We start from the raw sequence: 14,311 nt of genomic DNA, 5'->3' as shown, positions 1-14,311 counted from the left end.
TATTGTCCGATATTCCTAGAATATTAACATTTACGTTACAGAGCATTATTTAGATAGTTCAACAGTATATCTGGCTGATTTCCAATAAAGAAATCATATTTTAAATAACAAAATAATTCCTAACCATTAAAACACTGTCATGATCACAGAAACATTAACATCTACAGACTCGTGGTTTTTAAGAATCATCGCAAAATTCGCTGTATGGATGACAAAGAAATCAAAAAAGCCAAATGGCAAATTGAATCTTGCCTACTTCATTACTATTTCAACTGCTATTCTTATGCTGTCGTCTTTTTTGCATCTGGGAGAGTTCTATGCAGCCTTTGATATTGCCTATTTCAGCTTTTTCTCATTTGAAGATGCATTAAGCCTGTTATACGAAAAAGGTAGGCTGTTCCTTCTATTTCCAATGATAATCGGCTTCGTCGCGATTGCCATAGCTACTGCGCATACCTTTCGGAAAAAGAACATCCATAAGGAATTAAAGAGAAACTCTTTCATTCTATTTACTACAATTGTGATCGGACTCACTACGGGACAGGCATTCAGAGCAGTGGGGAATCTTCCCTGGCTTTCAGCCATTTTTGTTGGCGTATTTTCAGCTGCAATCGTAATTATGTACTTTTATTTTCATGTCATCACCATATATCTTTATCCAATGCTAATTGGGTTCGGATTGGTTTTAAGTGCCGGGCCAGATGTAGAACGAGTAGTTAAAGAGAAGATCAGCTTTGACCTGACCCTGGTAGATGGCAAAGATCCAATGCCAATTGTCCAGAACAAAAAAACGTACTGGATCGGAACCACTTCCAAAATCATGTACCTCTACAATGACTCAACGAGGAAAATAACCGAAGTTTCAGTAAGTCAAATTCAAACTATAAGCTTCATCAGGCCAAAGAAAAATCTTTAAAACAGCAAAAGGAAAGCTAAACTATTGGCTTTCCTTTTTATCGCTAAAGGTGTTTTATTAAGGTTATTATTCCTTTGGCTTTGGAACTACCGCCTCAAGTATTGCCTGCAACAATGCCGTGGCAGACTCAGCAGTTAAATCCACAAATGCCGTGCGTTGTTCTGCTTTGATCTTAAAGGGATTGGTTTCAGTTACGACCACCTCAACCTCATATGGTCCAAAGCTATCCACGTTCGCAAGGGGGACTTTGACCCCGGAAGTCGAAGTAATGCTGCTTTCAGCAGAATGAGCAGCAGTTTTCTTTGTTAATATATTTTCTGATCTGGTCACCTTGGTTACGGTATCGCTCTTGACCCCAGTTGTTTCAAAGCTGGACTTTGGAGGGAAAGGAATCCAACCGGAGACAATATCGTTTCCAGGCAGATTGACTGCATTAACCTGCACCATGGGAATGGTAACTAACACCGTCCTTAATTCGCTCAACTTATATTCCCCGGATGCAATAGTCAGGCTTCTTACCTTAATTTCCACAGTAAGATCCAAAGCATTATATCCGGGCCTGATTTTGGCAACAGAATAGCGGTATTTGAAAGACCTGGGATCCAACCTGAATCGAAAAGCAGTCTTGTCCATGGATAGCTCAGGAATGAATATGATCCTCGATGCCGTGTCTGGCTTATTTCCAGATATCAGTACCATTCTTTCAATCTGAACAATTGGAGGTTTTACATATCCCGGATCGGCATAAAACCCGTCAGCAGATCCGGACGCTTTATAAGTTCCGGTATATTTAAGTGCTTCCCTTTTTATCTTCTCCTGTACCGCCTTAACCCCAAGATTAATCAGGGCCGGAGCAATTGTACCAACGGCAGCCAAAAGTCCTCCTGCCTCTTCTCCTGTTTCCAGTGAAATCTCCTTTTTTATCAGTTTTAGGGTTGTCTTTTCACCAATGATCTTTATGGATCCGGTGTTGTCATAATTTTTAATCTGTGCACTACTGTCTAGGCAAAAGATTGCTGCGAGTGCGATAATGTAAAATGTTTTCATGATGAGTGTGCGTTTATGTGATTTAGAATAACTTGAAATGCATGACCATAGGCCGTGCCTGGAGTTTCACTCCCTGTATGGAGAATAGCCAGGCGGACATTCTCACTGGCATCGTTTATGATCCAGGCCGCCCCAGAATCTCCCTTTTTTGAAAGAGGCGCTTTCGGTGCATTAGGATCCGGAATAATGGTGAATTTTCCGGGATAGACCAGGGAGCGGCCATCAACCAGGCCGTAAGTGATCCCTGTGATTATGCCACTTTTTTTAACCTTGGTAAAGCCAATTTTTAGTTTATTAATAGGAGCAATTAAAATTGGGTCGGTACTTCCGGGAAATCCATTTATCTCAGGTATCCTGCCTACCTGAGGATCGATCTCTACCGTGGCATAATCGGTCAACATATCAAAAGCCCTAAAACAGCGACCAATGGCTTTGTCAGGTGGGTTACCATCGTTCTGGAAGACCAGTTCCTTTCCTACTGCTCTCTGCCTCACCTCATCTTCATCCAGTCTTCCATAAAGGACATGATAATTGGTGAGGCCAAGAAAATGACCGTTCAGATTGAAAATACACCCAAGGGTACCGCGATGCTCAGATCCAAGGTATCTCTCTCCAAAAATCTGCAGACCACCTCTCAATGGCCGAACGGCATTAGTTGGCTCAACCCATTGACTCTCCAGTTGCGGATCAATCTGTATCACATCCGTGCTAAATTCCCCAATCTTTTGTGGAAACACCTGATGGGATTTCAAAAAATTCAGTTGAACTTTCTCTCTTAGTTTAAAGCGAATGGAAAGTTCATTGGTAGATTGATCAGCTACCCTTTTCATTCCAAGATCAATGTCAATTACGCCAGGTTGGTCCCGGAAAGGCATCGCGAGCTTCTGCGCCCGCTTATAAAGCCTTTGTTGTTCTCTCAGTGTCATAAAAATCCGTTTTAGCTTAATGTTTGCTGATTGTTTGAACTACCCAAATTTCCACAAACCAGAGATCGGGAACTACGTGGATTATCTCCATTTTTTCTGTTGCTTTCCTTTAAATTGATACGGGAAATTTCCCGTCAAAAAAGGGGCATTTCCCTCCATTGCAGATATAAATTAATATCCTCAACTTGGAGTATCAATTAACGTAAATCAAAAAAAAATGAAAAGACCAAACGAACTCATGACCCTGAAAGGCTTTGATCATCAGGGCACTAAACGTGACCTTATTCAGGAACAGCCCTTTTCCTACACGCAAGATAAGAAGCATTATGGAATGCCAGTTACACCATGTGCTGCTTTAGACATGATTAAAAGATTCCAGGATCAGATAGGTAGCACGATTCCCAACGATCCTTTTAGTAATGTTTACTGGGTAGAATTTAGTAAAGCTTCTATTTTCAGAGTTTTATCCTATGAAGGCTGTGAGTATATCAGATTCTATCTGGCCATACCCGATAAGGATGGAAAAGATGCTAGTTTAACGCTCGAAGGTGTAAATGCTTCAGGAACAGTGATCGGGAAAGACATCTTACTACAGATTGCAGATAGAATGACGGAGCAAATGGGAGCAGACAGAACCGGGGAACTGGATGAGAACCGTATCTATAGCGATCTGAAACACGAAATTCCGCCTATAGAGGAAAAGGGAAATGGAGGCAAAGGTTTTTTAGAAATTGACAATGTGAAATCGATGAAGAATTTTCTTGACAATGAGAAGAAGAGCCTAACAGAGGCAAATTTCACAGATTTTGTAGCCGCTTTTTATAAGTACACAGAACAAAAATTTTAATTATGATTAAGCTCCAGTATTTTTATTACTTCTTAATGGTTGCTAGTTTTGTGAACAGCTTGTTCTATCTGAACATTAAAAGAATAAAAATACTGGCTTTATTGTTACTGATATCCATCCTCACCGAAATCATCGTTGAGGTATACATGAGCAAAGGATTAAATTACTACAAGTTTTATCACGTTTTTAATATCCTGGAATACAGCCTGATTACGTTATCACTTATTGAAGGCATCAATCAAAAACCCGTTAAATTGATGATGTTATATTCCATTCCTGTATTTATTACCGGCTCCCTACTTATCAGTTTAACGGTACAGGGCTGGCAACAGATGCCCAGCATGAGCAACAGCTTTGAAGGATTGCTGATCATTACCTGGTGTATCATCGCTTTGTGGGGTATCGAACCAAATGATAACCGGTCAATTTTCCAGCAACCCACATTTTGGTTCATCATGGCCTTTTTTATCTATTTTATCTGCACATTACCTTTTAATGGTATATTTAATTACTTAATTACCATTAAAACGCACTTCAATAAAACTAAAGCTCTTTTCTCACTCATCAACTCGGTGAGTAATTATTTATTATATATATTTCTTTTAATTGGTTTTTCGCTCTACAGATGGAAGAAATCTACGCCACAATAATCATCACTTCAATAATTCTTATCATCCTGTGTCTGGGAATCGTATTTGCTATTGTAAATTATAAAGTGAAGCAACGGATATTCCTTCAGGAAAAGAAAACCATGCAGGAAGACTTCGAAAACCAATTGATGAAATCCCAGATAGAAGTTCAGGAAATGACATTTGATGAATTAGGCAAGGAATTGCATGACAACGTAGGACAGCTATTGAGCAGCACAAAGATGCTACTGGGCGTCACTCAAAGAAGCCTGACCGATATCCCTGAGACTTTAAACCTTGCAGAAGAAACCTTAGGTAAAGCCATTAACGAACTTCGAGCCCTTACAAAATCACTGGATAAAGAATGGTTGGAACGATTTGATCTGATTACCAATCTGGAGACTGAAATAAACCGGATTAACGTGGCAAAGACGGTCTGCATCAGTTTTATGCATTGCGGCAAACTACCTATAGATACTCAAAAACAAATCATTCTTTTCCGCATCATTCAGGAGGCGCTTCAAAATGCCATAAAACATGCTGATGCAGCAAATATCAGTATAAACATTACTGTGAGCTCCAATACGATCAGCTTAAGAATTTACGATGATGGAAAAGGTTTTGAAATGCAATCAACGGATACCGGCCTCGGTATACGAAATATGCAACACCGTACCGCTTTATTGGGAGGAACCATTAACTGGGACCTGTCTGCAACCGGCTCCAGGGTAAATATACAATTACCAATTAAAGAGAACGACCATGAAAATTAGCATAGGAATTATAGATGATCACCAATTGTTTTTAAAATCATTGGTATTGATGCTTCAGACTTTTAAGAAATATGAAGTTGTCGTACAAGCTATAAATGGCAAAGACCTGCAAGACAAAATGAAATCTGATCTCAATGTTCCGGAAATCATGTTAATTGATGTAAATATGCCGGTAATGGATGGCGTAGCCACCGCCGCCTGGCTTAATCAGCATTACCCCGCAATGAAATTGGTTGCGCTCTCTATGAATGACACAGACAGCACCATTATAGAAATGATTAAAGCAGGATGTTGTGCCTATCTGTTGAAAGATACTCATCCTAATGATCTGGAAAAAGCCCTGGACGACATACAGGTAAAAGGATATTACAATGCTGATGTCAGTAATATCAATTTCAGACGGTTGTTAACCTATGAAAAGGATATTGTTAAACTCAACGAAAAGGAAAAGACGTTTTTGCAGCTTGCCTGCAGCGACCTTACCTATAAACAAATTGCAGCCCTAATGTTTCTAAGTGAAAGGACAATTGATGGTTACAGAGAAGCCCTGTTTCAAAAACTAAACGTACAAAGCCGTGTCGGCATGGCAATAGAGGCAATTAGAAAGGGCTTCGTTAAATTATAAAGACGCTATAATCAAATTATTGCTTTTATTCCTCTCCCCAATAAAGAACTTCTTCTTCTTTTTCTGCCAACTGCAGTCGACCAAACCTCATAAAGTACAATTATATACCTTATAATATTTTATTCTTAAAATAAATGTACAATAAAGCACTTTATTAGTATATATTTGTACAGAATAAACCGATAACATGTATTACGATTTAATAATTGAGGTAATCGATCTGATTAAAATTTACGAACAGGAATCTGAACCTTATCATCAGGATCCTTATTTATTCGGACAATGGTTAAATGAATATTATCAAAAAAAAGGGCATCCAACGATTCCCGAGCCTGAATGGGATGGAAAAGTAAACGGACGATCCGCTGATAGCGTGATCAATACCTCCCTGGTTCACCTGTATAAATATGCCAGGTTGCATGCCAAAGCAGCGATAGCCAATACCTCCTTTTCTACACCAGACGAATTTATCTACCTAATCAGCCTGGTTTCCTTCGGAAGTATGTCTAAAACAGCACTCATCCGACTAAATATTCATGAAAAATCTGCCGGAATGCAAATTGTAAACAGGTTAATCAGCAATGGATTAGTAGAACAGGCTGCGTTAGATAGTGATAAGCGAAACCGAATGATCCACATCACAGCAAAAGGAACTCAGCTTTTAAATGAAAGCATGCAAAATATAAGAATTGCCTCCATGAAGGTAACTGAACCGCTATCCCATCAGGAAAAAATGGACCTGATCCGGTTACTGACAAAACTTGAAAACTTTCACGAGGAAAAAACAAGAGGTCAGCTGTAAGCCATTTCAAATCATTATCAACTTAAAAAACCTGCATGTCAGTTCATCAACAAAAAGAAGGTCCGGAAATAGCGGTAATTGGTTCAGGATTTGCCGGAATCAGCGCTGCGGCCTATCTCGCAAAGCAAGGTTACCGGGTAGATGTTTATGAGAAAAACGCAGATATTGGTGGAAGGGCCCGCCAACTTATTACCCCAAATGGCTATGTGTTCGACATGGGCCCAAGCTGGTACTGGATGCCTGAGGTATTCGAGCAGTTTTTTAATGACTTTGGCTATAAAGCCGCAGATTTTTATGAGCTACAATTACTCGATCCCGGCTTTAGCGTAGTTTTCGGCGCGGATGAAGTACTCAACATCCCAGCTAATTTTGAAGAATTGTGTCAGCTGTTTGAAGCTACAGAAAACGGAAGCGCCGCTAAACTAAAAAGTTTCTTAACCGAAGCAGCATACAAATACAGAATAGGAATTGGGAAACTGGTTTATAAGCCTGGCCTTTCCCTACTGGAGTTTGCAGATGCGGAGCTGGTAAAAGGTTTGTTTAAACTACAGGTTTTTACTTCTTTCAGTTCCCATGTAAAAAAGTACTTCAAAGACCCCAGGCTTATCGCTTTAATGGAATTCCCGGTACTCTTTCTGGGTGCCATGCCCGAAGATACACCGGCACTATACAGCCTGATGAACTATGCAGGTCTCAAGCTGGGCACCTGGTATCCCAAAGGCGGCTTCGGAAAAGTGATCCAGGCGATGAAAGAAGTTGCAGAAAAACAAGGGGCAATGTTTCATACCAATGCAGCTGTCACTGCACTTGACGTAAAGGGAAAACACATTGTCAATTTAACCTCTGCAAAAGGAACAAAGGATTATGCAGGTATTATTGCAGCTGCCGATTACCATCACGTTGAGGAAAAACTCCTGAATCAGACTTACAGAAACTATTCTGAAAAATATTGGGACAATAAAGTTTTTGCCCCCTCCTGCCTCATTTTTTATCTCGGCGTAAAAACTAAAGTAGGTCGGCTAAACCACCATACTTTGTTTTTTGATGAAGATTTAAAACAGCATTCCCAGGAGATTTACAAAGATGCACAATGGCCCACAAAGCCTTTATTTTATGTGTGCTGTCCAAGTGTTACCGATCCCTCAGTTGCCCCTGCCGGACAGGAGAACTTATTTATTCTAATGCCCCTTGCACCAGACCTGAAGGATCCTGAAGCCATCCGGGAACAATATTTTAATCTGATCCTGGACCGGCTCGAATCCTATACGGGTACCGCTATACGTGAGCAGCTGGATTATAAGAAAAGTTATTGCGTAAGTGATTTCATTTCAGATTACAACTCCTACAAAGGGAATGCCTACGGACTGGCAAATACGCTGATGCAAACAGCAAACCTAAAACCCTCTTTAAAGAATAAGAAAATAGAAAACCTGTTCTACGCCGGACAATTGACCGTTCCGGGCCCTGGAGTTCCACCCTCCATCATCTCAGGAAACATAGCCGCTCAACAACTTATAAAGCACCTAAATAAATAACGATGAAAGAGATATTCGATAAATTATCAGCAGCATGCAGCGAAATGATTACCAAACGGTATAGCACCAGCTTTTCATTGGGTATTTATTTTTTAAACGAAAGGCTACGGAAGCCCATCTATTCCATCTATGGCTTCGTCCGACTGGCAGACGAAATCGTGGATAGCTTCCATGATTTCGACAAAATCACCTTACTCGCTAAGTTTAAAAGAGATTGCTATGAGGCTATTGAAGAGGGAATCAGCTTGAATCCCATCCTCAACTCTTTTCAGGAAGTGGTGAACAAATACGACATCGACAAAGAGCTGATAGAATTGTTTCTTCAAAGCATGGAAATGGATCTTAAGCAGGAGTTTTATACTCCGGAAAAATATGATCAGTACATTCTGGGTTCCGCTCAGGTAGTGGGTTTAATGTGTTTACAGGTCTTTACCGAAGGAGATAAAACACAATACGAAAAACTAAAGGATTCTGCGATGAGTCTGGGTTCTGCATTTCAAAAAGTAAACTTCCTCCGAGATGTCAACGCTGATTACTATACCTTAAACCGCACCTATTTTCCAAATGTGAATTTATCCGCTTTCTCCAACATTGAAAAAAAGCAGATCGAGGAAGAAATAGAAACAGAATTTAAATTGGCATTGATTGGCATCCGGGAATTGCCTGCATCCGCCAAAAATGGAGTTTACCTGGCCTATGTGTATTATAAAGAGTTGTTCAATAAGATTAAAAACAGTACAGCAGAGAAGGTAATGTCTCAAAGGATCCGGATTTCCAGTGCGCATAAGTTCGGATTGATGTTTGATTCTATCATCCGTTATAAGACCAATACCATATGAAAATAGCTGCCCTTTTTCTCCTGTTGCTATTTGCAACAAAAGCCTATCCGGCAGAACCAGAGCTCCGGGAAGTCAAGCGTCTGTTTGAAGCCGCTGTGCACAGTAAAGCTTCCGCAGATCAGCTTTTAAACCTGCTGTCGGCCGTAGGACCGGACTCTCCTCCTCTTTTGATCTGTTATAAAGGTGCTGCCGAAATGATGCGCTGCAGGTATGGACTTAACCCGGTCAATAAATTCAGGAGATTTAAAAAAGGAAAGAACCTGATCGAAGAAGCCGTAAAAAAAGAACCTGATCATCCGGAAATACGTTTTCTGAGGTTTGCCATTCAAACTAACATTCCGGCATTTCTCCACTATAATGACGACATCACAAAGGATAAGAAGTATTTGTTAAGCCGCGTAAAAACGATAAAAGATAAAAAATTGAAGGAAAGCATTTTAAAATACCTGACCACTTCTGATTATTGCTCTGCAGAGGAAAAGAAAGGATTAACCATATGATGGAAGAAGAAGTTATACTCGTAAACAGCAACGACCAACCGATTGGAACCATGCCTAAACTGCAGGCGCATATTGAAGGCAAACTTCACCGCGCCTTCTCCGTGTTTATCTTTAACCGTTCCGGAGAACTTTTACTGCAGCAACGGGCCCTGGATAAGTATCATTCCGCAGGAAAATGGACAAACACCTGTTGTAGTCATCCGCGCCCGGGCGAAGAGACCATTCTCGCCGCGAAAAGACGATTAAAAGAAGAAATGGGAATGGAATGTGAACTACGTCCAGTTTTTAGTTTTTCCTATCTTGCCAAATTTGAAAATGGCCTGACAGAAAATGAATATGACCATGTTTTTTTTGGATTTTCTGAGGCCGTGCCTCAACCTGATCCGAAAGAAGTAGCCGCCTTCCGCTATATCAGCCTCGAAGAACTCGAATCCAGTCTGATTGAGGAGGAGGAAAAATATACCGTCTGGTTAAAAATATGTTTTAAAGAACTGAAGACTCATTACAAAAAAGAGCAAAGCAATGGATAACTGGATCACCTATTTACTGATTACAACGGGTACTTTTGTCTTTATGGAAGGAGTGGCATGGTTTACGCATAAATTTGTAATGCATGGATTGTTATGGGTATTACATAAAGATCACCATCAGAAAAAGCCTCATTTCTTTGAAAAGAACGATTTCTTCTTTTTGATATTCGCCGCGCCGAGCATCCTTCTTTTCTTTTTTGGTGCAAGAGCGGGTTTCAACTGGATGTTTTACACCGGCCTTGGCATTTTGCTGTATGGGATTGCCTATTTCATCATACATGATGTGGTCATTCACCAAAGGTTCAAATGGTTTTCAAGAAGTAATAATAGGTATATAAAAACGATTAAAAGGGCGCATAAAATGCATCACAAACACCTGGACAGGCACCATGGTGAATCTTTCGGAATGTTGTTCGCCGCCCGGAGATACTGGCAGCAATCTCAAAAAAAGCAGGTATGAAACATTTTGATTATATCATTGCCGGAGGGGGCTGTTCAGGAAGAAGCCTGGCTATACGGATGTTGCCTTATCTGCAAAGCACAAACAAACGGCTATTGATGGTCGACAAGCTGAATAAAAAGGAAAATGACCGGACCTGGTGTTTCTGGGAACAGGAAGCGGATGTATTTGAACCGGCAGTATACCGGAAATGGAATCATTTATCCTTCTCCGGCTCCGCTCATCATCAGGAACTGGACATCCAGCCCTATCAGTATAAAATGATTCGCGCAGCAGACTTCTATGCCTATACCGATCAGCAGCTTTCAGAAAGTAATCACATCAGTATGATACAGGGAAATGTAGACCAAATATATACGGAGCAGGAACAAGGTTATGTGACCATTGATGGAGAAACCTTCAGCGCCGGTTATGTGTTCTCCAGCATTCCCCAAATCCAGGAGAAAAGGCCCGATCGTTATCAATATCTGCTGCAGCATTTCGAGGGCTGGGTGATCGAAACTAAATTGCCCACATTCCATCCGGAACGTGCCACACTGATGGACTTCAATACTGCTCAGGAGGCAGGAACATCTTTCGTTTACGTATTGCCATTAAGTTCAACCCTTGCTTTAGTTGAATATACGGTATTCTCTGAAAATGAACTGCCAGCTGCAAGTTATGCCACTGCATTAAAACAATATATACAGGAACAGTTACATTGCGAGCATTACGATATTAAAGAGCGAGAAAAAGGAGTAATTCCCATGTCGGATCATCCCATCAAACAGCAGGACGGCCGTATCATTTATCTTGGCACTGCAGGAGGATTTACCAAAGGATCTACCGGTTATACTTTCCGGTTTATACAGAAACATACGGCTGCGATTGTGGAGCAACTCACAAAATCCGACAATCCTCAGGTTGCAGCAATTTCGCCAAAAAGATTTGGTCTCTATGATGCTACACTCCTTCATTTACTGAACAGCGGACGGCTTTCCGGGAAAGAGATTTTTTCTACGTTATTCAGAAAAAACAAATCCAGTCAGATATTAAAATTCCTGGATAATGAAACCTCTTTGATGGAGGAAATCCGGATTTTCAAAACCCTGCAAAAAAGGGAGTTCGCTTTGGCTTTATTAAATCGCAGCTTAAAATTGATGAGCAGCAATTAATGCCCGAGAATCACCTTCCGCAGTCGCTCTTCGTGATCGTCCCCCCATTTGCCTAAAGCAGCAATAACAGGAATTAAAGTCTTCCCAAAATCAGTCAGGTTATACTCTACTTTTGGAGGGAGCACAGGAAATATTGTTTTGCCGACCAGGCCATGGGCTTCCAGTTCATTTAACTGGATATTCAGCACCCTTCTGGATGCAGCCGGAATCTTTCGCTGCAACTCACTTGGGCGTAAATAGCCTTCATTGATAAACCAAAGCAAACGGATCTTCCATTTGCCGTAGAGCACTTCAGCAATTAAATCGAGTCCGCAATTCAGGTTAACCGCTAATTTTCTTTCGTACATAACACAAATATAAGGCTATGTTCTCAAACGGCAACAGGGATAAATTTAACCCTATGCGAATCGTTTTTCCGTTATTGTAGCATCCGCCCGTATCCTTGAAATTTGCAGTAAATAATAATGTTTATGACACAGTTCAATTTCAATAATGAGTTATCCGGCAAAATCGCCCTGGTAACCGGTGGCACTAAAGGGGCAGGTAAAGCCATAGCCGAACGACTGATTCAGGCGGGAGCAACAGTAATCATCACTGCAAGGAATCTGCCTGAAGAGGAAAATCCAAACCTTAATTTTATACCGGCAGACCTGAGCACCTTAAAGGGAACACAAAAAGTGGTAGAGGATATTTTAGAACGTTACGGCAGACTGGATATTCTGATCAACAATCTAGGCAGTTCAGAAACACCGGGAGGTGGCTTTGCAGTATTAACCGATGAAGACTGGGAATCTACCCTCCGTACCAATTTACTTGCTCCGGTACGTTTAGACCGGGGCTTTTTACCGCAAATGATTGATCAGGGAAGCGGAGTAATCATCCACATCGCCAGCATACAGGGGAGATTGCCTTTATATGATTCAACCCTACCCTATGCCGCAGCAAAAGCAGGATTGATCAATTACAGCAAGAGCCTGTCTAATGAAGTCTCTCCTAAAGGCATCCGCGTCCTTACTGTCTCTCCGGGATGGATCATGACCACCTCTGCAGCCAGGATGATGGAAAGAATTGCAGAGAGCTCAAAAGGCACCGTAGAACAAGCCACACAAAGCGTAATGGATGCGCTTGGCGGCATACCTTTCGGCAGGCCAGCCAAGCCTGAAGAAGTCGCAGAATTTGTGGGCTTTCTGGTTTCTCCAAGAGCGGGTTATCTGACCGGAACAGAATATGTAATTGACGGCGGAACGATCCCAACTATTTAGTTCATCACCTGGGCTCATTATAAACCTGAAACTCGTTTATTGATGGTGGTGTATCGGAAGTTTGAATTGTGATCTTTACCTTATCCCCTTTTAATGGTTTAAACCGGTGCATTTTAAGGCGATGGGAATTTTCCCCTTCAAATATCGTTTTCCAGCCATTGCCATCGTGGTATTCCAGTTTGTATTTTCTGATATTAGGCTTAGCCTCAAAAACAACCACCGCATTAAATTGCTGATTGTCTTTCAGATCCACCGCATACCAGAATTCTTTTGCCATTGGGTTTGCCTGCCATGCCGAGCCAAAATTATCATCGTTACCATAATCCATAATAGCCGCATCTTCACTCCAGCTTGAATTTGCCACCGCAAATTTAGCCAGGTTATGTGCAATTACCGGAGGTCCCGTTTCATTCAGTTTCGCTACGGGACCTCTATTTTTCCATAACTTTCCTATTTCTTTCAATGCCTCGATGGCATTATCATCAAATAAGCCGTCACGGTTTGGAGCGGCATTCAGTATAAAATTACAACTGGCATCATTAAGCGGCGCCAGGATTTCGTTAACCAGCTTGTTTACTTCACGCACAGGCACCCTTGGAAAGTCTGTTTTCCAGAACCAGGAGCTGTTTAAGGGCAGGCAGGCCAGTGCAGGCATTTTATTCGTTTCTTTAGAAAGGTATTGCCCCGCTCCCATCTCATAGGTTTTTATATCGGTATAATACAAACCATCCGCCGGATATTTAGCGCCATTAAGATCCATTATCAGGCAGTTGGGCTGCAGCTTTTTCACCAGCTTGTATACTTCTTCAAAAGGGATATCATCATAACTGATCCGCGACCATGGCGCATCCCAACCATCAATAATCAGCGCTTCTACCGGACCATAATTAGTCAACAGTTCTGTAATTTGCAGCCTAACCATTTCGATATGTTTAGGCTTAATGGCATTAGGACGAAGCTTATGGTGGATATCGAGTATCGAATAATACAACATCACCTTTAAACCCTCCGCCCTAAAGGCATCCACATATTCTTTAACCACATCTCTTTTCAAAGGACCATTCATTACGCCATAATCTGTAGTTTTCGTATCCCATAAACAAAAACCGTTATGATGTTTGGTCGTTAAACAACCATAGCTCATGTTTGCAGATTTCGCCGCCTTTGCCCATTGTTTACAGTCCAGTTTTGTCGGGTTAAAGATCGCTCCAGGAGCTTCCGGATCAGGCCAGTCGGCATTTGTATAAGTGCCTATTCCAAAATGAATAAACATGCCGAACCGCAGGTCAACAAACTGTTGCTGTAATTGAGAGAGTGGCTTAGCGGTGCCTGATGTTTGCGCCTGAACACTAAACACACCTGATACAAGGGCCAATAGCAGATAACGTAACTTCCTTTTCATATTTGTTTTGAAAAACTAAAGCTAGTGACTCCACTATTGGTTCGCAATGAACAATGCCGTGGTT

General features: G+C 41.2%; 17 protein-coding genes. 13 read left to right on the top strand and 4 right to left on the bottom strand.

What is annotated here, in order from left to right; translation table 11 throughout:
• Nucleotides 1-139: 139 nt before the first annotated feature.
• The gene (locus BFS30_RS21670) at nucleotides 140-916 is read left to right on the top strand and encodes a hypothetical protein (protein WP_069381198.1); all 777 of its coding nucleotides are present in this window, start codon (nucleotides 140-142) and stop codon (nucleotides 914-916) included.
• 66 nt (nucleotides 917-982) lie between these two features.
• Here BFS30_RS21670 and BFS30_RS21665 read toward each other — a convergent pair whose 3' ends face one another.
• Nucleotides 983-1,963, bottom strand: coding sequence for a hypothetical protein (locus BFS30_RS21665; protein WP_069381197.1), 981 nt, complete (start codon nucleotides 1,961-1,963; stop codon nucleotides 983-985).
• Nucleotides 1,960-2,889: a hypothetical protein gene (locus tag BFS30_RS21660; RefSeq protein WP_157263001.1), complete on the bottom strand. Its 930-nt coding sequence runs from the start codon at nucleotides 2,887-2,889 to the stop codon at nucleotides 1,960-1,962. Before BFS30_RS21660 ends, BFS30_RS21665 begins: the two co-directional genes overlap by 4 nt.
• Before the next feature lie 217 nt (nucleotides 2,890-3,106).
• On the opposite strand from BFS30_RS21660, the gene BFS30_RS21655 reads away from it, so the two are divergent.
• From BFS30_RS21655 to BFS30_RS21605, 11 genes are all read left to right on the top strand, one after another.
• On the top strand, nucleotides 3,107-3,736 hold the full coding sequence (locus tag BFS30_RS21655; RefSeq protein WP_069381195.1) for a hypothetical protein: 630 nt from the start codon (nucleotides 3,107-3,109) through the stop codon (nucleotides 3,734-3,736).
• 2 nt (nucleotides 3,737-3,738) lie between these two features.
• The gene (locus BFS30_RS21650; RefSeq protein ID WP_069381194.1) at nucleotides 3,739-4,386 is read left to right on the top strand and encodes a hypothetical protein; all 648 of its coding nucleotides are present in this window, start codon (nucleotides 3,739-3,741) and stop codon (nucleotides 4,384-4,386) included.
• Complete coding sequence (locus tag BFS30_RS21645; protein WP_069381193.1) at nucleotides 4,362-5,138, top strand: sensor histidine kinase; 777 nt, start codon at nucleotides 4,362-4,364, stop codon at nucleotides 5,136-5,138. Before BFS30_RS21650 ends, BFS30_RS21645 begins: the two co-directional genes overlap by 25 nt.
• The gene (locus tag BFS30_RS21640) at nucleotides 5,128-5,763 is read left to right on the top strand and encodes a response regulator transcription factor (protein ID WP_069381192.1); all 636 of its coding nucleotides are present in this window, start codon (nucleotides 5,128-5,130) and stop codon (nucleotides 5,761-5,763) included. The genes BFS30_RS21645 and BFS30_RS21640 overlap by 11 nt, the downstream gene beginning before the upstream one ends.
• 187 nt (nucleotides 5,764-5,950) lie before the next feature.
• Nucleotides 5,951-6,565: a MarR family winged helix-turn-helix transcriptional regulator gene (locus BFS30_RS21635; RefSeq protein ID WP_069381191.1), complete on the top strand. Its 615-nt coding sequence runs from the start codon at nucleotides 5,951-5,953 to the stop codon at nucleotides 6,563-6,565.
• A 35-nt stretch (nucleotides 6,566-6,600) separates the two neighbouring features.
• Nucleotides 6,601-8,100 carry a phytoene desaturase family protein gene (locus tag BFS30_RS21630; RefSeq protein WP_069381190.1) on the top strand — a complete coding sequence of 500 codons (1,500 nt, stop codon included), beginning with the start codon at nucleotides 6,601-6,603 and terminating at the stop codon, nucleotides 8,098-8,100.
• Nucleotides 8,101-8,102: 2 nt separating this feature from the next.
• Nucleotides 8,103-8,939 carry a phytoene/squalene synthase family protein gene (locus BFS30_RS21625; RefSeq protein WP_069381189.1) on the top strand — a complete coding sequence of 279 codons (837 nt, stop codon included), beginning with the start codon at nucleotides 8,103-8,105 and terminating at the stop codon, nucleotides 8,937-8,939.
• Nucleotides 8,936-9,439 (top strand): hypothetical protein, encoded by a 504-nt coding sequence (locus BFS30_RS21620; RefSeq protein ID WP_069381188.1) that lies wholly within the window; start codon nucleotides 8,936-8,938, stop codon nucleotides 9,437-9,439. The genes BFS30_RS21625 and BFS30_RS21620 overlap by 4 nt, the downstream gene beginning before the upstream one ends.
• Nucleotides 9,436-9,969, top strand: a complete 534-nt coding sequence (gene idi / locus BFS30_RS21615; protein ID WP_237028636.1) for an isopentenyl-diphosphate Delta-isomerase — start codon at nucleotides 9,436-9,438, stop codon at nucleotides 9,967-9,969. The genes BFS30_RS21620 and idi overlap by 4 nt, the downstream gene beginning before the upstream one ends.
• Nucleotides 9,962-10,429 (top strand): sterol desaturase family protein, encoded by a 468-nt coding sequence (locus BFS30_RS21610; protein WP_069381187.1) that lies wholly within the window; start codon nucleotides 9,962-9,964, stop codon nucleotides 10,427-10,429. Before idi ends, BFS30_RS21610 begins: the two co-directional genes overlap by 8 nt.
• Nucleotides 10,426-11,583 (top strand): lycopene cyclase family protein, encoded by a 1,158-nt coding sequence (locus BFS30_RS21605; protein WP_069381186.1) that lies wholly within the window; start codon nucleotides 10,426-10,428, stop codon nucleotides 11,581-11,583. Before BFS30_RS21610 ends, BFS30_RS21605 begins: the two co-directional genes overlap by 4 nt.
• On the opposite strand, the gene BFS30_RS21600 is transcribed toward BFS30_RS21605, so the two are convergent.
• On the bottom strand, nucleotides 11,580-11,930 hold the full coding sequence (locus BFS30_RS21600) for a winged helix-turn-helix transcriptional regulator (RefSeq protein ID WP_069381185.1): 351 nt from the start codon (nucleotides 11,928-11,930) through the stop codon (nucleotides 11,580-11,582). The genes BFS30_RS21605 and BFS30_RS21600 overlap by 4 nt on opposite strands.
• A 123-nt stretch (nucleotides 11,931-12,053) precedes the next feature.
• Between BFS30_RS21600 and BFS30_RS21595 the strand changes: the two genes are divergently transcribed.
• Nucleotides 12,054-12,845, top strand: coding sequence for an SDR family oxidoreductase (locus tag BFS30_RS21595; RefSeq protein WP_069381184.1), 792 nt, complete (start codon nucleotides 12,054-12,056; stop codon nucleotides 12,843-12,845).
• A 4-nt stretch (nucleotides 12,846-12,849) separates the two neighbouring features.
• On the opposite strand, the gene BFS30_RS21590 is transcribed toward BFS30_RS21595, so the two are convergent.
• Nucleotides 12,850-14,247, bottom strand: coding sequence for an alpha-L-fucosidase (locus BFS30_RS21590; protein WP_069381183.1), 1,398 nt, complete (start codon nucleotides 14,245-14,247; stop codon nucleotides 12,850-12,852).
• Nucleotides 14,248-14,311 lie beyond the last annotated feature (64 nt).

Source organism: Pedobacter steynii, from assembly GCF_001721645.1.
Lineage (GTDB): Bacteria > Bacteroidota > Bacteroidia > Sphingobacteriales > Sphingobacteriaceae > Pedobacter > Pedobacter steynii_A.
The sequence above is the reverse complement of the archived record's forward strand: the minus strand, read 5'-3'. Positions and strand labels throughout refer to the sequence as shown.